Raw genomic sequence first — 19,717 nt, 5'->3', positions numbered from 1 at the left:
CAAATTATGAGTGATATCACCTTATTAAAACCGTATACATATCAAACTGAAAAGTACAACAACCGCATGGCTATGGCGCCTATGACTAGAAGTCGCGCTGGTAACGAAGGGAATTTGGCTACTGAACAAATGGCTATTTACTATTCTGACCGTGCAGATGCTGGTTTGCTAATCACAGAAGGTACTGTTGTAAGTAAAAAAGCAGTTGGATTTATCAATGTTCCTGGACTTTATAGCAAAGAACAAACAGAGAGCTGGAAACAAGTTACAAAGGCAGTTCATGATAAAGGCGGTAAAATCTTTGTTCAATTATGGCACACAGGAAGATTATCTCATCCTGAGTTACATAATGGTGAATTACCACACGCTCCATCGGCAATTAATCCTGAAGCTAAAGCATACGTAGAAAGTGGTTTTATCGATACAGTTACTCCTAAGGAAATGACGGTAGGCGAAATCAAAGCTACAATCTTAGATTTTAAAAACAGTACAAAAAATGCTGTAGATGCTGGTTTTGACGGTGTAGAATTACATGCTGCTAACGGATATTTATTCCACCAGTTCTTTAACGGAACTTCTAACACACGTACTGATGAGTACGGAGGAAGCATAGAAAACAGAGCTAAAATATTGTTTGAAACTCTCGATGCTTTAAAAGACGTAATTAGTTATTCAAGAGTGGGTGTTCGCTTAAATCCTTCTATGCACGGTGTTCAAGGGATGACTGTTGATAAAGATACTATCGCAACTCACGAATACATTGTTAAAAAATTAAACGATTACGGTTTAGCTTACTTGCACCTTACGGAACCTTTTACTGATGTAAGCGAAGTTCCTTATGCAGTTACTGAAGTTGCTAAACATTTTAGACCTATGTACAATGGTTTATTGATGATCAATAAAGGATTTACTAAGGAAACTGGAAATAAAGTGATTGAAGACGGAGATGCAGACATGGTTGCTTATGGCGTACCATTTATAGCAAATCCTGATTTAGTAAAACGTTTTGAAATAGATGCACCGCTTAATGCTCCAGATCAAAGTACATTTTATACTTTCACTGAGAAAGGATATAATGACTACCCTAAATTAGGCGAATAATTTAAAATTTAATTTGTGAATGAGATTTTATTTGTAAAACAATGTTTGTGATGCAATGCAACAGAGAGTTACAAAGTTATAAATCTCATTAAAATACAAAAGTCCCAACATTATGTTGGGACTTTTTACTTTACAAAACTCTTGTATTTATATTTTATTATTTAGGCTGCTCCAGTTACCACCGTTATAAACTTTTTCATAACCAGAATTTTTTAAGATGTTTTTTGCTGAAGCGCTTCGCATGCCTGATGCACAACAAGTGATAACAATACTATCTTTCTTAATTTTCGAAACTAGTTTCTCTAGTTCGTTTAATGGCATATTCAATGCTCCCTTAATATGTCCTTGCTTAAATTCGGCAGGAGATCGTACATCTAGGATAACCGCTGACTGTTGCATTAACTCAGCGTATTTTGTTGCTGGTCCTACTCCCAATATTTTTTTTAAAAACGTGATCATCTACTGGTGTTTTATTTTGATTTGTAATAGTTTACGTCAAGCCATGAACCGCCATTATAACATTCTATTCCTTGTTGCGAAAGGAACTGTTGCGCCTGGTTAGATCTATTTCCTGATGCGCAACAAAGTATCAAAGGCATCGTCAGGTTCTTTATTTCTTCCAATCGCTCTGGTATTTCATTTAACGCAATGTTTATTGAGTCGACTACATGGCCACCCATAAACTCTCCATAAGATCGTACATCGATAATGGTTCCTAAATCTTTTTTTATAATTTCTTCTACAGTCATATTCTTAAATTTTAAAATTCCGCTACTTTGAAAATAGTTAGATAAAGGTAATTATTGTCACGGCAAACTACAGTAACATTTGTTACACAACATTTTTTTTGTTTTCTAGCCACTACTATATTTAAAATTATGACTTCATTTCTTCTAACATACGCATGATTTTATCTAGCTTTTCAACCTCAATACTGTTTAATTTAGCAGCAAGCGCTTCAATTTCCAGTTTGGCGTCAATATTAGTTTGGTAATCTGCTTGTGCTTGCACACGGTCGCGCTCATTCTGTCTGTTTTGAGACATCATAATAATAGGTGCGGCATAAGCGGCTTGTGTCGAAAATAATAAATTGAGTAAAATAAAAGGATATACATCCCAATGTTGTACAAAGGCAACTAAATTCAATCCCATCCACAATACCACTAGAACTGTTTGAATAATTATAAATTTCCAAGATCCCATTCCTTTAGCAACTGAATCTGCGATGCGACTTCCGTAGTCTAAATCGTCTCGGTGTTTCTGGTGCCAATTTTTAGATTTCAACATAATTAGTGCTTTTGTTAGATTTATTTTCGAATAATAAAATAACGCACAAAAAAGAGGAAGCTCTACTGAGAAATCTTGCTGTTTTTTTGTTGCGAAATCAGAACAAAAGTAATCATTAACAGCAAACAAATAATACTGGCTGTACCAGTTCCTATTGCTAATCCACCTTTACTAACCGCCTTAGTTAAAAAATCTCCAAAGGCGGCACCAAATGGTCGTGTAAATACAAAGGCGATCCAAAAAAGTAGGACAGTATTAATCTTTGTTGTGTAATGTAAAAGCATTATAAATAAAATTATTGTAGCCGTTATAATAGCAGCTGTAAGATAGCTTAAACCCATAATATCACTTAAAAAATCTCCAAAGGCGGTTCTTAAACTATTTGAAAATGAAATAGCAATCCAGTACAATAATTCTCTAGTCGTACCGAGTAATGGATAGACGTAAATACTTTTAAAAACAGCTTTCCACAATCCTAGAGTTGTAAGTAGCCCCGCCAATAATAAAGAGCCTTCTGCACTACATCCCAGATGTAGACTGCGATCAAGAAAATCAGATATTTCAACCACTTTATTGATGGTCTTCATCTTAAAATTTGTGTGGTTAGTTTAGGGGAAAATTCACTCACAAATGTAAAATGAAAACGCAATATGGTAGATTAATGTTTGATTAAGACGTCTATTTACCGTTCGTCTACACTTATTAAGACCTTTAACGTTACATACTTTGGTTTGGTCTAAATGATTACTAATTAGCTTTTTAGTTGTAGTATCTTTGAAATGTCAATAGTTCAAATATTTATTTTAATTGGTTATTTTTATAAATGTATAAAAACTTTGATATTATAATTGAATGTGATGCGATAACGTTGATTTTGTCGGTCAACTGATTATTCAGCAGCACAGTTTTATAAAGTTTGTTTTAGTTAGTTTTAGTATGTTAATTGAAAAGGGAGGGTTAGTTGTTCTCATAATTAGCCCTTAAAAGCAGTCTTAGTTTCATATCTAAGGCTGTTTTTTTTTAATTAATTTCGGCAATCAATGCGGTAAGTATTTCTTGACCTTCTTCCCAATTTTTTAAATCAGAAGCTGTATTCAAATGTCCTTTTAACCCAACGTTTACAAATGTACTTCCCCATTTTTCAGCAAGGAACTTCGCTCTTTCGAAGGAGATGTAAGGATCATCTTCTGATGTTACAACAACAGTAGGGAAGGGCAAGATGTTTTGTACTATAGGGGCAAAATTCCTCGTTTCGGGAGGAGTATGCGTAGCCGAGTCTACATCGGCGGGAGCGACAAGCATTGCTGCGATTACCTTTTTATCAAAGTTAGTCGTAGTCCATTGATTTACTAATATGCTACCTAAACTGTGTGCAACCAGCACAATTGGTCCATCAATAGTAGCAATTTTTTTGTTTAAGGCTTCTAGCCAATTTTCAAGTTGTGGCTCATTCCAATTTTCTTGAATTACTTTTTGAGCGTTACTAAATAATTTAAGCCAATACGTTTGCCAGTGTTGCACTCCTGAATTACCAAGTCCAGGAACGATTAATAGGGTGTATTCCATTATGTCTCTATAATAAGTTTGTATTTCTTTTGTAAAAATAATGAATAACCGTCAGTATACAACAGATGTTAATAGTTCTATAATTTAAAACAAGCCATTCTTTGTTTTTTCTCATTATTAATATATTTGTTAAAAAACAACATGCGATACAGCTTTACGATACTAACATTAATTAGCATCTTTTTCTTAACAGGATGCAGTTCTAAAAAAATTAAAGACCAATCTTTTATGACTTCTGCAGTAGTAGATTCTGTAGAGGCACCCAAATTGAATATTTTTCAGCCTGATAACAAAAGTGTAGCGGCTCCTGTTTTGATATTTATACATGGAGGAAACTGGAATAGCGGTAATAAAGACACCTACAATTTATTGGGACGCAATTTTGCTAAGAAAGGTGTCGTAACTATAATTCCAGATTATACGTTGAGTCCTAAAGCAAATTATGACGATATGGCTAAGGAAGTTGCTGCAGCAATAAAATGGGTGCAAGCTAATGTTAAAAGTTTTAATGGTGATGTAAATAAAATTTACGTGACTGGACACTCAGCAGGAGGGCATCTTGCAGCCTTAGCAGTAATGAATCCTAAATACGGAATCGACGAAAAAAGCATAGCTGGAATTATATTAAACGATGCGGCAGGGTTAGATATGAAAAATTATTTAGAGCAATATCCTCCAACCACTAAAGACGATTACCTGGCTACTTGGACTGCAGATCCAGCAAAATGGAAAGATGCTTCTCCTATTTATTTTTTAAATAAAAATACACCTCCTTTTTTAATTTATGTAGGAGACAAAACCTATCCATCAATTACAGTAGCAAACGATCGGTTTTTAAAAGCTTTGAAACCGTTCCAACCTTCAGTTGAACTTATTCATATCGACAAGAAACATGTACCTATGGTGACGCAATATTTCTGGCCATACAGCGATCGATTTGATGAGACACTTGATTTTATAAATAAAAACAAAAAATAAAAAAAGCAGAGAGCGATTTGTATTGAATCGCTCTCTGTTTTTTTATTTTAAACTATTTCTAATAGTTCTTTTTCTTTGATCTGTCATAAACTTTCTTGCCGCCCACGTAGGTTTTAACAACATACACCTCTTTGATTTTTACAGGATCAATCTTAGTAATATCCTGACTCAGGATAACAAAATCAGCTAATTTACCAACTTCTAAAGTTCCTTTTGTTTTTTCATCAAAAGACGCATAAGCACCACTTTTAGTATAAGCCGTTAAAGCTTGCTCTACAGTGATTTTTTGTTCTGGATTCCAACCATTTGGATTTTTACCATCTAAGGTTCTTCGAGTAGTAGCGGCATAAATACCTAGTAAAGCAGAACCTGGTGCTACTGGCCAATCACTACCAAAACTTACTTTAGTTTTGGCGTCGAGTAGTGATTTAAAAGCATAGGTCGTTTTCATGCGTTCCGCACCTATAACTTTCTCTGCCCATCTTCCATCGTCGATAGCATGGTAAGGTTGCATACTTGCGATAATACCTAATTCTGCAAATTTAGGGATGTCACTTGCAACGATGTGCTGCGCATGCTCCACTCTAAATCTTCGATCTTTTGTTCCAGTTTTTTTAATTATTTTGTCATAACCAGACAAGATAGATTGCACTGCGCGATCACCAATGGCGTGAACAGTAATATTTAAATTGGCTTGATCTGCACTAGTAATCCATTCACTTAAAGTAGCTGGATTTGTGATTAAAAAGCCTTTGTCTCCAACATTGTCACTGTAATTATCAATAAAAGCGGCAGTGTGCGAGCCAAGCGAGCCGTCAACAAATCCTTTAAGCAGTCCGCGTTTTAACCATTTATTATTTTTTAAATCGGCATTTGCCAGTTCGATCCATTTGTCTAACGGACGCGAACTATATATTCGCAGCGTTAAATCACCCTTTTTTTTAAATCTCTTTGCAGTTTTGTAGCTTGATAAACTATCTAAATCGTGCACTGATGTCACACCATTTGAGGCAAAATATTTCATAGCTGCTGCCAAGGCAGCTTCTTTTTGTTTCCTAGTTAATTCGGGTATTTTGTCTACTATTAAAGGCATGGCATTAGTCTTGAAAATCCCTGTAGGATTGCCTTCTTTGTCTCTTACGATTACACCATCTTTTATATCAGCAGTATTTTTATCGATACCAGCAAATTTCATCGCAGCAGAATTTGCAAAAACCATATGTCCATCTAGGCGATAAACTACCACCGGATTATCCATGGTATATTTATCAATCCATTCCTTTGTGGGTAATGTTCCTCCCCACAGTGTATGATCCCAATTTCCTTCAAGAATCCATTCTCCAGCTTGTAATGTTTTAGCATAATCCCCAATTCGCTTAGCAAATTCTTCGGGAGTCTTTGCATCTCGTAATTCAACATTCAACAAACTATTACCACCTTGTAGTAAATGCACATGAGAATCTATGAAACCTGGAGTAATAAATTTGCCATAAGCATCAACTATCTTAGTCTTCTTACCTTTGTATTTATTGATCTCTTCTATTGTACCTATTGCTACAATTGTATCGGCATCAATTGCCATCGCTTGCGCCGTCTTTTGATTTTCATTTCCGGTCCAGATAACAGCATTTGTAACGATTAAATCGGCTGTTTTTACTTTACTACACGAAATCAAAGTGGATAGCAATAGTATGAACGCAATTTTTAAATACAAAGTGGTTTTTATATGTGGCATTAAGTGGTAGTTTTGAATGTTTTAAGGTAGTTGTTTTTCAGTTCATTACGGTTAAAGAACTAAAAAAGATGGTACCGCTTTCGCGAAATAATAATTAGCCAGAATTAATGGGATACCATTTTTAATCCGACAATTGATCCAATTAAGGTCATTAGAAAAAAGATGCGCCAAAAGTGCACAGGATCTTTGAAGAATAAAATTCCAACTAGCACTGTGCCTATCGCACCAATACCTGTCCAGACAACATAGGCTGTACCCAAGGGCAAACTTTGGGTTGCTTTTATCAATAAAGTCATACTTAGTGTTAAGGTGATTAAAAAACCAACATACCACCAATTAGCTTCAGCACCGCTAGTTTCCTTAGCTTTACCTAAGCAAAATGCAAAAGCCACTTCGCAAAATCCTGCTATAATTAATATGATCCAATTCATTGTTTGTAATTTTTATGCAAATATCTGTAACCCAAACGGGAATTAATTACAATCAGTCATTTTTATCTTCAGTTTTTTATAAAAAAAAAGATTTTGAAGTTTTGTTATATTTTTATCTGCAGTATGATGCCATTGCATGAAGGATAGCAGCGGCATCGCGCGCTTTAGAAAAATAGGACTTTTTAGTCCTAATTTATCTTAGCGGGAATATAGCGAATAGCCTGACCGGCCCAGATGCTAATCAGGGAAGGGCATGCCCAAATTGTAGAAATGAGACATACATTGTGAATTTAAATACAGTTTATGACAACAAATACTAAATGTTATTTAATTTTTTGAATTATCTAATTCTCTAGTTTTCAAATTAACCTATCTTTGCCCGCCGAACAATCGGTAGAAAAATGGTATTATGAAATTTGATTTATTAAAAAAAGATCCGCTATCTAAAGCCAGAGCGGGAAGTATTACAACAGATCACGGAGTTATAGAAACACCAATTTTTATGCCTGTGGGTACTGTTGCCTCTGTTAAAGGAGTGCATCAAAGAGAATTAAAACAAGACATAAACCCTGATATTATTTTAGGGAATACGTACCACTTATACTTGCGTCCACAAACTGAAATTCTTGAAAAAGCAGGTGGATTGCATAAATTCATGAACTGGGATCGTAATATTTTGACAGATTCAGGAGGGTACCAAGTGTATTCGCTTTCTGCAAATAGAAAAATTAAAGAAGAAGGGGTAAAGTTTAAATCACATATTGATGGATCGTACCACTTTTTTACTCCTGAAAATGTAATGGAAATTCAGCGTACTATAGGTGCTGATATTATCATGGCGTTCGATGAGTGTACGCCGTATCCTTGTGACTATAATTATGCTAAGCGCTCGATGAAAATGACGCACCGCTGGTTAGATCGTTGTGTAAATCACCTTGAAAAAGTACCGGTAAAATACGGATATGATCAAGCCTTTTTTCCCATTGTTCAAGGGAGTTGTTATAAAGACTTACGCCAGCAATCAGCCGAATATATTGCAAATTCGAATCAAGTAGGAAATGCGATTGGTGGACTATCAGTTGGAGAACCTGCAGAGGAAATGTATGCAATGACCGAGGTTGTTTGTGAAATATTACCAGAGGACAAACCACGATACTTAATGGGAGTGGGAACGCCTATTAATATTTTAGAAAATATTGCGTTAGGAGTAGATATGTTTGATTGTGTGATGCCTACACGTAATGCTAGAAATGGGATGCTGTTTACTGCAAACGGAACCATCAATATCAAAAATAAAAAATGGGAAGCCGATTTTTCTCCAATAGATGAAATGGGACATACCTTTGTAGATACAGAATATACAAAAGCCTATTTGCGTCACTTGTTTGCAGCTAATGAATATTTAGGAAAGCAAATTGCTACAATTCACAATTTAGGTTTTTACATGTGGTTAGTGCGTGAAGCAAGAAGACGTATTATAGCTGGAGATTTTAGAGTTTGGAAAGACATGATGGTGAAAAATATGAGCCAACGCTTGTAATCTTTCTGAGATCATTGAGAGAAATATATAGCTGGTAAAATTGTAATATGACAAAAAAAACAAATAGCAAATTGCCCAGTAGGGGATTTTTAGGCTTGACGATTATAGATTTATACATCTTGAAGCGTTACTTGGCTACATTTGCGGCTATGCTGTTGATGTTTATTCCTATTGGGATTATCATAGATGTATCTGAGAAGATCAATAAAATGATTGCTAATGAAATTCCTTTGATCGAAATCGCAATTTACTATTATCATTTTACTATTTATTTTGCGAATTCCCTATTTCCTATATTTTTATTCTTATCCATTATTTGGTTTACATCAAAACTGGCTAACAACACAGAAATTATAGCAATCTTAAGTTCGGGTATTTCGTTTACACGTTTTTTAAGGCCATACATCATAGGTGCTTCAATTATCTCTGTTTTTGTTTTAATCATGGGGTTTTACGTAGTCCCAAAATCCAGTGAAGGATTTAACTACTTTAGGTATACCTACTTAAAAGGAGGTGGCAAGCAAGCCATGATGGGAAATAATACCGATGTTTATAGACAAATTAACGCTAACGAATTTATCTATGTTAATAGCTTTAATACCGATTCTAAAGTTGCATTTAATTTTGTTCTAGAGCGCTTTGAAAAGGATAAATTAGTTTCTAAGATTACCGCTAGTAGAATTAAGTGGAATCCAAAAGACAGCACGTACACTATGTACGATTATAGCAAAAGAACAGTAGGTGCAATCAATGATAAAATCGAAAAAGAAACAGAAAAAGTTGCCAAGTTTTCTTTTGATTTAGAGGATTTGACTCCGGTGGTGTATATCGCTGAAACGTTGAGCTTAAATAAATTAATTGATTTTATCGACAAGCAAAAAAAGCGAGGTTCCTCTGATATAAACGTGTATATGGTGGTTCTTTATAAAAAGTTTAGTGTTCCTATCTCGGCCTTTATATTGACAATTATTGCCGTTTCAGTTTCAGCAATGAAACGTAGAGGAGGAATGGGAATGAATTTGACTATTGGGATCGCGATTGCATTTGGTTACGTCTTTTTTGATAAAATCTTTGGAACGATTGCTGAGAAATCGACCTTTTCACCTTTTCTAGCCGTTTGGTTCCCTAATATGTTTTTTGGAGTACTAGCAATATTTTTACTACGCAATGCAAAACGATAAGCTCAAAAGTTACCTAAGCCTACATTTAATAGTTTTTATTTGGGGTTTTACTGCCATCTTAGGCGCATTAATTACAATAACTGCCGATGCCATCGTATGGTATCGCATGCTTTTAGCAGGAGTTTTTCTAGGAGCATTTATCATTTACAAGAAGAAATCGTTTAAAGTGCCCACGACCGCTTTTTTAAAGTTGGTATTTGTGGGTTTACTAATTGCACTGCATTGGGTTACCTTTTTTCATGCGATTCAAGTTTCTAATGTCTCTATTACACTTTCCATCTTCTCTTTGGGAGCTTTTTTTGCTTCTTTATTAGAGCCACTATTTTATGGCCGAAAGATTTTGTGGTATGAGGTTTTCTTTGGTCTTGTTATTATCGCAGGTCTTGCTATGATTATGAAGGTTGAGGTAAACTACTATGAGGGAATGGTATTTGCTCTTATTTCGATTTTGTTAGGAGTGCTTTTTACCTTAATGAACGGAAAATTAATCCATAAGCATGATCCGTCTGTAATTTCTTTCTATGAGTTTCTCTCAGGGGTGTTTTTTATTAGTATTTACTATTTGATACAGCAAAAATTTAGTGTCGAATTTTTCGAATTGACAACAAATAATTGGATTTTGATTCTAATTTTAGCATCAATTTGTACAGCTTACGCATTTACGGCTTCAGTAAAAGTGATGGAAAAATTAAGTCCGTATACAGTAATGTTGACTACAAACTTAGAACCTGTTTACGGAATTATTCTTGCTTATTTTATCATTGGAGGAAAAGAAAAAATGAGCTTTTCTTTTTACGTAGGTGCTGTAATAATTATTATAACCGTTATCCTAAACGGAATTATTAAACACAAAATGACACCGAAAGAGACTGCTGTCGCAAAAGAACAAGCTTCGGCAGATATTTTATAACAGTATCACATTTACATATCCTTATCCTGATTTGGGATTAAAATAAAAATGAAAAAAATCATTTACTTAAAGCCCTTGTTGAATTTTTTCTTCCTGGGTTTATTGATTACAACAATTAGCCGATTTGTACTTTTTATTATTTACAAAGATAGAGTCGTTCAAACAGCGGATTATTGGATGATTTTTCCTATCGGGCTGCGTATGGATTTGATTTTGTTGTCCTATATTTCCTTTCTACCAGCTCTTTTACTATCAGTTTTACCACACTATTACTTAGAAAAAATCAAGAAGTTTTTTGCTTGGTATTTTTTGAGCTTTCTATTTTTATTACTATTTATGGAGCTTGCTAGTCACGACTTCATTAACGAATATGACACTCGTCCTAATAAATTATTTATAGATTACTTGATCTATCCCAAAGAGGTTTTAGGGACATTATTTAAAAGTTACCTAGGTTCGATGATTTTTTCTTTCATACTTATTGCAGCCGCTTTATATGTTAGTATTAAAAATGTGTGCTTTATATTTTATCCAAAATACAGCGACTACAAAACCAAGTTAATTTTATTTCCACTGGTTGCATTTTTACTGTTTTTTGGAGCACGTTCCAGCTTGGTTTCTAAACGACCATTTAATGCGAGCAATGCTATTTTTTCAACAGATCAACTGACAAATAATCTAGGTTTAAATTCTCTTTACACTGTTGGTTATGCTTTGTATTCGATCAAAAACGAAGGAAACGCAGAGAAAATGTACGGTAAAATGGATTCTCAAGAAGCGCTAGCTCGTGTTAAAAAATATATGAATGTCGCGGCAGGAGATTTTCTTGATGATGAATTGCCATTGTTTCACATTCAAAGAGCAGATACTATTCTTGAAAGGCCGTATAATGTTGTTGTTTTTTTACAAGAGAGCTTAGGAGCAGAATATGTAGGGAGCTTGGGAGGCTTACCGCTAACTCCAGAGTTTGATAAACTAACTAAGGAAGGACTGCTATTTACTAATTTATATGCAACAGGAACACGCAGTGTGCGCGGTATCGAAGCAGTGGTTACCGGTTTTTTACCATCGCCATCTGAGAGTGTAGTGAAATTAAGTAATTCTCAAACAGGTTTTTATACGCTGGCGCAAAACTTAAAAGAATACGGCTACGATACTAGTTTTATATATGGTGGAATGGCGAACTTTGATAATATGGCAGCTTTCTTTAATGGTAACGGGTTTAAAACTATCATAGACGAAGCAAATTATAAAGATGATAAAACGGCTTTCAAAGGGACTTGGGGTTATTCTGATGAAGATCTTGCTGTAAAAGCTAATGCTTATTTCAAGTCAAAAGCTGACAAACCTTTCTTTTCATTGATGTTTTCTACCTCTAATCACGAACCTTTCGAGTTTCCAGATGGCAGAATTAAATTGTATGATAAAAAGAAAAACACGGTAAACAACGCGATGAAATATGCTGACTTTTCGATTGGTAAATTTTTCGAAATGGCAAAGAAAGAGGCGTATTATAAAAACACGATTTTCTTGGTAATAGCAGACCACAATACACGCACTTACGGGAAGAATCTTGTACCTATAAATAAATTTCACATTCCCGCTTTGTTAATTGGGCCAAATGTTCCCAAAGGCATGGACTATGCAAAATTGTGTAGCCAAATTGATATTGCTCCCACGGTCTTAAGTTTTATAGGAATGGATGTTAAAAATCCAATGCCTGGACGTAATTTAATGAAGTTACCAGAAACAACAGCGGGAAGAGCGATCATGCAATTTCATAATAACAACGCATTTAGAGTAGGAAATGATGTTGTGATTTTGCAACCAAACAAAGAGCCTTTACAATTTAAAATGCAAAATGATACCGTGCTATTGCCCACGAAACTCAATCCGGAAATGGCAAAAGATGCATTAGGACATATAACTGCTGCATCTTACTTATATCATGAACGAAAATATAAAATGAAAGGGCAAAAATAAGGAGGGATTTCGTTGTTTAACTTCTGATTTTAAGATGTTTGTATTTTTAAAAATCTTTTAACATCAAAGTGTAAATTAGGTCGTACCTTTAAGCCTTGTTACTAAAGTAAAAAATATCGGGTTGTAAATCATTTAATATTTTATATTTGCAGTCCAAATAAATAACAAAAACGCACAGTTACTATGGAATATTTAGATTTTGAGCTTCCAATTAAAGAACTAGAAGATCAGTTAGATAAATGCCTTGTTATTGGTCAAGAATCAGATGTTGATGTTTCAAATACATGTAAACAAATCAACAAGAAGCTTATAGATACCAAAAAACAAATTTATAAGAACTTGACAGCATGGCAACGTGTACAATTATCAAGACATCCAAGTAGACCTTATACATTAGATCACATTAAAGCATTATGTGGCGACACTTTTCTAGAACTGCATGGTGATAGAGGTTTTGCTGATGATAAAGCGATGATTGGTGGATTAGGAAAAATAGGTGGGCAGTCATTTATGATTGTAGGACAGCAAAAAGGATACAACACTAAAACACGTCAATATAGAAACTTTGGGATGGCAAATCCTGAAGGATACCGTAAAGCTTTGCGTTTAATGAAAATGGCAGAGAAGTTTGGTATTCCTGTTTTAACTTTGATTGATACTCCGGGAGCATATCCTGGATTAGAAGCAGAGGAACGCGGACAAGGAGAAGCTATTGCAAGAAACATTTTTGAAATGGTTCGCCTTAAAGTGCCTATCATCACAATCATTGTAGGTGAAGGAGCTTCTGGAGGAGCTTTAGGAATAGGTGTAGGAGATAAAGTTTACATGTTAGAAAACACATGGTATTCAGTAATTTCACCAGAATCTTGCTCGTCTATTTTATGGAAAAGCTGGGAGTACAAGGAACAAGCTGCAGAGGCTTTGAAACTGACTTCATCAGATATGAAAAGACAAAAATTAATTGATGATATTATCCCTGAGCCACTTGGTGGAGCACATTATGATAGAGAGACTACTTTTAAATCAGTAGAGGAATATATATTGAAAGGATATAAAGAATTGAAAGACTTATCAACAGAGAAGTTAATCGCTCAAAGAATGGACAAATACAGTAATATGGGTGAGTTCAAAGAGTAAATTCTTACTAAATATAAAAAAATCCGAAACCCCACAGTTTCGGATTTTTTTTTGGTTATCAACAAAAATTGGGTGCTTATAAACAATTATTTATGATAACTCAAGAACAATGTTTTTTAAATTTATAGTACTTTCGCAATATGGAAAACTTCAAAAATATAAATCCTGTAAAGGTCGATAAAACTACAATAATCAGCCTCGAAAAAGGAAAATTGCCCCCACAAGTTTTAGAACTTGAAGAAGCAGTTCTTGGAGCAATGATGATTGATAAAAAAGGGGTTGATGACGTTATTGATATCTTACAACCTGATGCTTTTTACAAAGATGCACACAAGCATATTTTTGAAGCAATTGTACAGCTGTTTACTGAGACCCAACCTATCGATTTACTAACGGTGTCGGCACAGTTAAAAAAGAATGGAAAACTTGATTTAGCGGGAGGAGATTTTTACTTAATTCAGCTTACGCAAAAGATTTCGTCTTCTGCACACATAGAGTTCCACTCGCGTATTATTCTACAAAAATTTATTCAACGTAGCTTGATTCGTATTTCATCTGAAATTATCGAAGATTCCTATGACGATTCAGCAGATGTATTTGATTTATTAGATAAAGCCGAATCCAAATTATATGAGGTTACTCAAGGAAACATTAAGCGTAGTTCAGAGACTGCACAAAGTTTAGTACTGCAAGCTAAGAAACGTATAGAGGAGATTGCTGGTCAAGAGGGATTGAGTGGAGTAGCAACTGGTTTTGAAAAACTAGATAAAATTACCTCAGGATGGCAACCTAGTGATTTAATTATTATTGCTGCAAGGCCTGCGATGGGAAAAACAGCCTTTGTACTTTCAATGGCGCGTAATATGGCAATCGATTTTGGAATGCCCGTAGCACTATTTTCTCTGGAGATGGCATCAGTTCAGTTAATCACTCGTTTGATTTCATCTGAAACAGGATTGTCATCAGAAAAATTACGTACAGGAAAATTAGAAAAACATGAATGGGAGCAATTAAGTACTAAAGTTAAGAACTTAGAAAAAGCGCCATTATTTATAGATGATACCCCATCGCTATCTATCTTTGATTTAAGAGCAAAGGCTAGACGTTTAGTGTCGCAACACGGAATCAGGATTATCATTGTAGATTACTTGCAATTGATGACAGCAGGAGGAAATGGAAAAGGTGGAGGAAACCGTGAACAAGAGATTTCGACTATCTCTCGAAATTTAAAGGCTTTAGCCAAAGAACTTAATGTGCCTGTAATTGCACTTTCACAGTTATCGCGTGCTGTAGAAACGCGTGGATCTAGTAAACGACCGTTACTATCTGACCTTCGTGAATCTGGAGCAATTGAGCAAGATGCAGATATTGTATCGTTCTTATACCGTCCAGAATATTACAAAATTGATGAATGGGATGACGATGAAGCATCTCCTACGACAGGTCAAGCTGAGATTATGATTGCAAAACACCGTAATGGTAGTATAGAAAACGTGAGACTTAAATTTATAGGACATCTTGGTAAGTTTGACAACCTTGAAGATTTTACAGGAGGCTACGATGATTTGCCTTCTTCGATGAATCAAGACGATAATTCGTTCATTACAAAAAATCTTCCCTCCGCAAATGAGGCTTTTGGAAGCAATTTAAATGACGATGACGATGATGAAATGCCATTTTAACACAATTAAGCCTGCTTTTGCAGGCTTTTTTTATGAATAAATACCAAATACTACACTGTTTACGGATAATTTGGAGGTCAAACCTCTTAAAAATTTGTAGCTTAGCGCAACAATTAACATTTGTATTCTAACCACTTAAATTAACCACGTAATGGAAGAAGTAAGAAAACCAAAGAATGTCTCTGTGCCTTTAAAAACTGCTGAGGTATGGACAAAAAACTATAGAGATGATGTAAGTAGCGACCGACCTAATAAAAAAGTCGATTCCTATTTAATAAATCGAGAAACACTTGAAAAAGTACTGGAATTAAATACTTCTAAAGTGAGAGTCTATGTAGGTGTGAATGATAAAAAGCAAAACACTTTGATTTTTGTTGGTGCTGAGCTGGAAGAAAAAACAGCTATCTATCGTGATGTTTTTGGTACAGATGAAAACTGTGTTGAAGGTGAAGACTCAGAAATAGTTTTTGATTTTTCAGAACCTAATCCTCCAGGTAAAGGAGACAACAAAAGTCCCTTAAACTAAGTAGCGCTTTGCATTTTTATATCATAAATTTTGGCTACCTAATATTATTTATCAACTGTATCGTTTATAGTAAAAATTATGTTCGTGCTGATCGTTCTTTTAAAATCTTTGCTATTTATTTGCTAGGTACTGCTGTGATTCAATTCCTCTCAAAAATTTTAGTGGAAGTGGACATTAATAATTTGTTTCTATCACATTTTTATTTTATTGGACAATTTGTTGCACTAAACTTATTTTTTAAAAGTTTATTTCAATTAAAGGCGCAGCAAAAAATAGCAAACTATTTATTATATTTTGGTTTAGCTGTACTAGCAATTCAGTATGTTCTTCAACCAGAAGCATGGTTTAGATTTAATTTGTTCGAAATATTTATAACAGCATTTTTATCCATTGTGTTGGCTGCGATGCATTTATTTAATATGCTGACAAGCGTTAAAAAGTTTTATTACTGCACTATTGGTATTTTATTCTATTTATTCAGTAGCACGGTGCTATTTATTGTTGGTAATCTTACTGTTTTTTTAAGTCGAGAATACCAACTCTTACCTTGGACTTTAAACGCAAGCATGGTTGTAATCTATCAACTTTTTATTCTATTTGAATGGAAGGTTAGTTTTTACAATCAAAAAAATAATACTCTATTATGAAGCTAAACCGTGCATACGAAACCGAAATTGTAGCTGCCATATTATATACCTCGCTCTTTTTTGTTATCCTATCGATAGGACTAATAGTTTTCTTTTATTATTCGAGAAAGAGAATTATTAAAAATGAATTAGAAAAAAAGGACTTAGAACTCCATTTCCAGCAACAACAATTATATGCTGTATTAGTTACTCAGGAGGAAGAACGCAAGCGTATTGCTCAGGATTTGCACGATGATATCAGTGCAAAACTGAACATAGTTTCGTTAAATAGCCATTTGTTAAATAGACCTAATTTAACTATCTCAGAAACAGAGGAAATCACTGCAAATATTGTAAATTTGACATCAAAGGCGCTTGAAAGTACTAGAAGAATTGCACATGATTTGCTGCCACCTGTACTAGATAAATTTGGATTGCACGCTGGTATTGAGGAATTGTGTGCAGATTTTAATAGCAGCAAATCAGTTAAGGTCGTTTATGAAAATAATATAACTTTTGATCCAGCCGATAAAAGCAAACATTTGCACGTTTTTAGAGTACTGCAGGAATTACTGAATAACTCTTTGCGTCACGGTTTAGCTACGCAAATTAACATTGCATTTAGTCAAGAAGAAACGTTGACTGTTTGCAATTATAATGATAATGGTTGTGGTTTTGATGCGTCAGATGCGCAAAACCAGCATGGACTAGGAATGAAGAATATATCCAGTAGGATAAGTTTTTTAAATGGTGTGATCAATATTCACTCTGAGCAAAATAAAGGGGTTCAGATTATTTTTAAATATTAAAATATGGCAGAAACTATAAAGGTACTCTTAGTTGATGATGAAATTTTGTTTAGAAAAGGTGTTCGCTTCATTTTAGAACGGGAGCAGGACATTACCATTTTGCATGAAGCCGCAGATGGTGTCGAACTGATATCGTTTTTAGAAAATAATGATACGCACCCTGATGTGATTATTACCGATTTGAAAATGCCGCATCTTAATGGTGTTGAGGCTACAAAATACATTCACAATAATTTTCCTAAGATAAAAATAGTTGCCTTGTCAAGTTACGATAGTAAATCTTTTGTAGCAAATATGATTGATGTTGGGGCAGTATCTTATTTGATAAAAAATGCAACTCCACAAGAATTATTAAAAACGATTAGGGAAGTTTATTACGTAGGGTTTTATTATAATGACTACGTAATGGAAATTATTAAAGAAACAATCACCCACAATCTTAATATAAAGTCACTAGAAGTAAGCTTAACAACTAGAGAGAATGAGATTTTACAATTGATTTGCGAGCAAAAAACCACTGCTGAAATAGCAGATCAGCTTTGTTTAAGTCCACGTACGGTCGAGGGACATCGCAACAATTTATTATTGAAAACAGCTTCCAAAAATATTGCAGGATTAGTTGTGTATGCGATACAAAATAAAGTTGTTCTCATTTAGGAGTTAACTAATCATGAAGTGAATCGCGAGTGTAAAGTATATGATAATGCATATTATAAGGAGACAAACTGCTCCTTTTTTAAACATTTTCACGTATTTATTTTCTAAATTATTTCTGTAATTTTCCATTTGCCCTTGGTCTACTTTAATAAGACTCAAATTTATTATATTTCCTGCTTTGGCGTAAGCGTATTTATACCCTATTATAATTTAAGTTTTGCCAGAAGGCGCTTAAATTTTAATCTGTAAACAAAGAGAATAGTAAATTCTATACCTATCTTCTCTGTATTAAACACATAATAACAATGAAATTAAGACTATCTATTTTACTATTTCTTGTACTTGCTTTTTCAATGCGTGCGTCATATATACTGTTGCCTATGGATGAAAGTTCGCAAAAAAATCATTTAAAGGCTTACGGAATTACGTTTTGGAGTTTGTCAAAAAACTACAAAGCAAGTTGGTTACTTAATTATCGTGGTGGCTCGTTCTTACTACCAGACGCTAGTGAAATTAGAAAAGAATGTCAAATAAGAGGTGTTAGTTTCGAAATTTTATCAGATGCTCAACAGGAAAAAATAAGCAATGAAATAGCAAGTCCTTCTCAAAATATGGAAACGGTTATACTGGAGCGTGTGCCTAAAATAGCTGTATATACTCCTAAAGGAAAGAAACCTTGGGACGATGCAGTTACATTAGTTTTAACGTATGCTGAGATTCCGTTTACGGCAATTTATGATGAAGAGGTATTAAGCGATCAACTGCTGTTGTATGACTGGTTGCACCTGCACCACGAAGATTTTACAGGTCAGTACGGAAAATTTTTTGGTGCTTATCGAAATACACCTTGGTATGTTGAACAAAAAAAAGAAAGTGAAGCTCTAGCACAGAAATTGGGTTTTAATAAAGTCTCTGAAGAGAAAGGCGCTGTCGCAAAAAAGATTAGAGATTTTGTCATAGGTGGTGGTTTTATGTTTGCCATGTGCTCTGCTACTGATAGCTTTGATATTGCTCTTGCGGCTGATGGGATAGATATTTGCGAACCAATGTTTGACGGCGATAACAGTGATGCCAATTACCAATCTAAATTAAACTACGGAAATTCATTTGCTTTTAAAGATTTTATTCTTGAAAGAAGACCTGAAAAGTATGAGTTTTCAGATATCGATAATACAGACAGTCGCATCGTATCCCCAGATAAGGATTATTTTACTTTAATGGAATATTCAGCAAAGTGGGACCCTATATCAAGCATGCTTTGTCAAAATCATACGCAACTAGTAAAAGGGTTCATGGGACAAACAACGGCCTATAATCCAGATCGAATAAAATCGAATGTTTTAGTGATGGGGACTTGTGAAATTAACGGAGAAGCTAGGTACATTCATGGAGAAAAAGGCAAAGGCATGTTTACGTTTTATGGCGGTCACGACCCAGAAGACTTTCAGCATCGAGTGGGTGATTCTCCCACGGTTTTAGACTTGCATGCTAACTCACCTGGATATCGCTTGATATTAAATAATGTGCTTTTTCCAGCTGCACGAAAAAAGAAACAAAAAACCTAGACC

At 34.6% G+C, this 19,717-nt stretch carries 19 protein-coding genes; 12 read left to right on the top strand and 7 right to left on the bottom strand.

The window, feature by feature from the left end:
• Positions 1–6 precede the first annotated feature (6 nt).
• A complete protein-coding gene (locus H603_RS0100685) occupies positions 7–1,101 on the top strand; it encodes an alkene reductase (protein WP_026706780.1) in 1,095 nt (364 codons plus the stop codon).
• A gap of 147 nt (positions 1,102–1,248) precedes the next feature.
• On the opposite strand, the gene H603_RS0100680 is transcribed toward H603_RS0100685, so the two are convergent.
• The 5 genes from H603_RS0100680 to H603_RS0100660 form a co-directional block, all read right to left on the bottom strand.
• Positions 1,249–1,560, bottom strand: a complete 312-nt coding sequence (locus H603_RS0100680; RefSeq protein ID WP_026706779.1) for a rhodanese-like domain-containing protein — start codon at positions 1,558–1,560, stop codon at positions 1,249–1,251.
• A gap of 11 nt (positions 1,561–1,571) precedes the next feature.
• The gene (locus tag H603_RS0100675; protein ID WP_026706778.1) at positions 1,572–1,850 is read right to left on the bottom strand and encodes a rhodanese-like domain-containing protein; all 279 of its coding nucleotides are present in this window, start codon (positions 1,848–1,850) and stop codon (positions 1,572–1,574) included.
• Between the two features lie 127 nt (positions 1,851–1,977).
• Positions 1,978–2,388, bottom strand: a complete 411-nt coding sequence (locus H603_RS0100670; RefSeq protein ID WP_026706777.1) for a DUF1003 domain-containing protein — start codon at positions 2,386–2,388, stop codon at positions 1,978–1,980.
• Between the two features lie 62 nt (positions 2,389–2,450).
• Positions 2,451–2,975: a COG4705 family protein gene (locus tag H603_RS16195; protein ID WP_051219070.1), complete on the bottom strand. Its 525-nt coding sequence runs from the start codon at positions 2,973–2,975 to the stop codon at positions 2,451–2,453.
• A gap of 433 nt (positions 2,976–3,408) precedes the next feature.
• Positions 3,409–3,954, bottom strand: a complete 546-nt coding sequence (locus tag H603_RS0100660) for an RBBP9/YdeN family alpha/beta hydrolase (protein WP_026706776.1) — start codon at positions 3,952–3,954, stop codon at positions 3,409–3,411.
• A gap of 228 nt (positions 3,955–4,182) precedes the next feature.
• Here H603_RS0100660 and H603_RS0100655 point away from each other — a divergent pair, with 228 nt between their 5' ends.
• A complete protein-coding gene (locus H603_RS0100655; RefSeq protein WP_316930246.1) occupies positions 4,183–4,932 on the top strand; it encodes an alpha/beta hydrolase in 750 nt (249 codons plus the stop codon).
• A 58-nt stretch (positions 4,933–4,990) separates the two neighbouring features.
• Here H603_RS0100655 and H603_RS0100650 read toward each other — a convergent pair whose 3' ends face one another.
• Together H603_RS0100650 and H603_RS0100645 are read right to left on the bottom strand one after the other, a co-directional pair.
• Entirely contained in the window at positions 4,991–6,667 is a 1,677-nt protein-coding gene (locus H603_RS0100650) for an amidohydrolase (RefSeq protein WP_026706774.1), read from the bottom strand.
• A gap of 104 nt (positions 6,668–6,771) precedes the next feature.
• Complete coding sequence (locus H603_RS0100645) at positions 6,772–7,098, bottom strand: DMT family transporter (RefSeq protein WP_026706773.1); 327 nt, start codon at positions 7,096–7,098, stop codon at positions 6,772–6,774.
• Positions 7,099–7,507: 409 nt separating this feature from the next.
• On the opposite strand from H603_RS0100645, the gene tgt reads away from it, so the two are divergent.
• From tgt to H603_RS0100585, 10 genes are all read left to right on the top strand, one after another.
• Positions 7,508–8,638: a tRNA guanosine(34) transglycosylase Tgt gene (tgt, locus tag H603_RS0100635; protein ID WP_026706772.1), complete on the top strand. Its 1,131-nt coding sequence runs from the start codon at positions 7,508–7,510 to the stop codon at positions 8,636–8,638.
• Positions 8,639–8,685: 47 nt separating this feature from the next.
• Positions 8,686–9,819 (top strand): LptF/LptG family permease, encoded by a 1,134-nt coding sequence (locus tag H603_RS0100630; protein ID WP_084157698.1) that lies wholly within the window; start codon positions 8,686–8,688, stop codon positions 9,817–9,819.
• Positions 9,806–10,729 (top strand): DMT family transporter, encoded by a 924-nt coding sequence (locus H603_RS0100625; protein ID WP_026706770.1) that lies wholly within the window; start codon positions 9,806–9,808, stop codon positions 10,727–10,729. Before H603_RS0100630 ends, H603_RS0100625 begins: the two co-directional genes overlap by 14 nt.
• A gap of 48 nt (positions 10,730–10,777) precedes the next feature.
• Positions 10,778–12,712: an LTA synthase family protein gene (locus tag H603_RS0100620; protein ID WP_035675105.1), complete on the top strand. Its 1,935-nt coding sequence runs from the start codon at positions 10,778–10,780 to the stop codon at positions 12,710–12,712.
• A gap of 183 nt (positions 12,713–12,895) precedes the next feature.
• Complete coding sequence (locus H603_RS0100615) at positions 12,896–13,849, top strand: acetyl-CoA carboxylase carboxyltransferase subunit alpha (RefSeq protein ID WP_026706768.1); 954 nt, start codon at positions 12,896–12,898, stop codon at positions 13,847–13,849.
• Positions 13,850–13,989: 140 nt separating this feature from the next.
• Positions 13,990–15,531, top strand: coding sequence for a replicative DNA helicase (dnaB, locus tag H603_RS0100610; RefSeq protein ID WP_026706767.1), 1,542 nt, complete (start codon positions 13,990–13,992; stop codon positions 15,529–15,531).
• Between the two features lie 151 nt (positions 15,532–15,682).
• Positions 15,683–16,057, top strand: a complete 375-nt coding sequence (locus H603_RS0100605; RefSeq protein WP_026706766.1) for a hypothetical protein — start codon at positions 15,683–15,685, stop codon at positions 16,055–16,057.
• A gap of 643 nt (positions 16,058–16,700) precedes the next feature.
• Positions 16,701–17,492, top strand: a complete 792-nt coding sequence (locus H603_RS0100595) for a sensor histidine kinase (protein ID WP_026706764.1) — start codon at positions 16,701–16,703, stop codon at positions 17,490–17,492.
• 3 nt (positions 17,493–17,495) lie between these two features.
• Entirely contained in the window at positions 17,496–18,149 is a 654-nt protein-coding gene (locus H603_RS0100590) for a response regulator transcription factor (protein WP_026706763.1), read from the top strand.
• Positions 18,150–18,454: 305 nt separating this feature from the next.
• Positions 18,455–19,714, top strand: coding sequence for a hypothetical protein (locus tag H603_RS0100585; protein WP_026706762.1), 1,260 nt, complete (start codon positions 18,455–18,457; stop codon positions 19,712–19,714).
• Positions 19,715–19,717 lie beyond the last annotated feature (3 nt).

Origin of the sequence: Flavobacterium frigidarium DSM 17623 (genome assembly GCF_000425505.1) — a bacterium.
Taxonomy (GTDB): Bacteria; Bacteroidota; Bacteroidia; order Flavobacteriales; family Flavobacteriaceae; genus Flavobacterium; species Flavobacterium frigidarium.
The sequence above is the reverse complement of the archived record's forward strand: the minus strand, read 5'-3'. Positions and strand labels throughout refer to the sequence as shown.

What these genes read in the sequence shown, in the direction of transcription:
- H603_RS0100685 (WP_026706780.1), top strand. Translation starts at nt 7, where the DNA reads ATGAGTGATATCACCTTATTAAAACCGTATACATATCAAACTGAAAAG.
- H603_RS0100680 (WP_026706779.1), bottom strand. Translation starts at nt 1,560, where the DNA reads ATGATCACGTTTTTAAAAAAAATATTGGGAGTAGGACCAGCAACAAAA.
- H603_RS0100675 (WP_026706778.1), bottom strand. Translation starts at nt 1,850, where the DNA reads ATGACTGTAGAAGAAATTATAAAAAAAGATTTAGGAACCATTATCGAT.
- H603_RS0100670 (WP_026706777.1), bottom strand. Translation starts at nt 2,388, where the DNA reads ATGTTGAAATCTAAAAATTGGCACCAGAAACACCGAGACGATTTAGAC.
- H603_RS16195 (WP_051219070.1), bottom strand. Translation starts at nt 2,975, where the DNA reads ATGAAGACCATCAATAAAGTGGTTGAAATATCTGATTTTCTTGATCGC.
- H603_RS0100660 (WP_026706776.1), bottom strand. Translation starts at nt 3,954, where the DNA reads ATGGAATACACCCTATTAATCGTTCCTGGACTTGGTAATTCAGGAGTG.
- H603_RS0100655 (WP_316930246.1), top strand. Translation starts at nt 4,183, where the DNA reads ATGACTTCTGCAGTAGTAGATTCTGTAGAGGCACCCAAATTGAATATT.
- H603_RS0100650 (WP_026706774.1), bottom strand. Translation starts at nt 6,667, where the DNA reads ATGCCACATATAAAAACCACTTTGTATTTAAAAATTGCGTTCATACTA.
- H603_RS0100645 (WP_026706773.1), bottom strand. Translation starts at nt 7,098, where the DNA reads ATGAATTGGATCATATTAATTATAGCAGGATTTTGCGAAGTGGCTTTT.
- tgt (WP_026706772.1), top strand. Translation starts at nt 7,508, where the DNA reads ATGAAATTTGATTTATTAAAAAAAGATCCGCTATCTAAAGCCAGAGCG.
- H603_RS0100630 (WP_084157698.1), top strand. Translation starts at nt 8,686, where the DNA reads ATGACAAAAAAAACAAATAGCAAATTGCCCAGTAGGGGATTTTTAGGC.
- H603_RS0100625 (WP_026706770.1), top strand. Translation starts at nt 9,806, where the DNA reads ATGCAAAACGATAAGCTCAAAAGTTACCTAAGCCTACATTTAATAGTT.
- H603_RS0100620 (WP_035675105.1), top strand. Translation starts at nt 10,778, where the DNA reads ATGAAAAAAATCATTTACTTAAAGCCCTTGTTGAATTTTTTCTTCCTG.
- H603_RS0100615 (WP_026706768.1), top strand. Translation starts at nt 12,896, where the DNA reads ATGGAATATTTAGATTTTGAGCTTCCAATTAAAGAACTAGAAGATCAG.
- dnaB (WP_026706767.1), top strand. Translation starts at nt 13,990, where the DNA reads ATGGAAAACTTCAAAAATATAAATCCTGTAAAGGTCGATAAAACTACA.
- H603_RS0100605 (WP_026706766.1), top strand. Translation starts at nt 15,683, where the DNA reads ATGGAAGAAGTAAGAAAACCAAAGAATGTCTCTGTGCCTTTAAAAACT.
- H603_RS0100595 (WP_026706764.1), top strand. Translation starts at nt 16,701, where the DNA reads ATGAAGCTAAACCGTGCATACGAAACCGAAATTGTAGCTGCCATATTA.
- H603_RS0100590 (WP_026706763.1), top strand. Translation starts at nt 17,496, where the DNA reads ATGGCAGAAACTATAAAGGTACTCTTAGTTGATGATGAAATTTTGTTT.
- H603_RS0100585 (WP_026706762.1), top strand. Translation starts at nt 18,455, where the DNA reads ATGAAATTAAGACTATCTATTTTACTATTTCTTGTACTTGCTTTTTCA.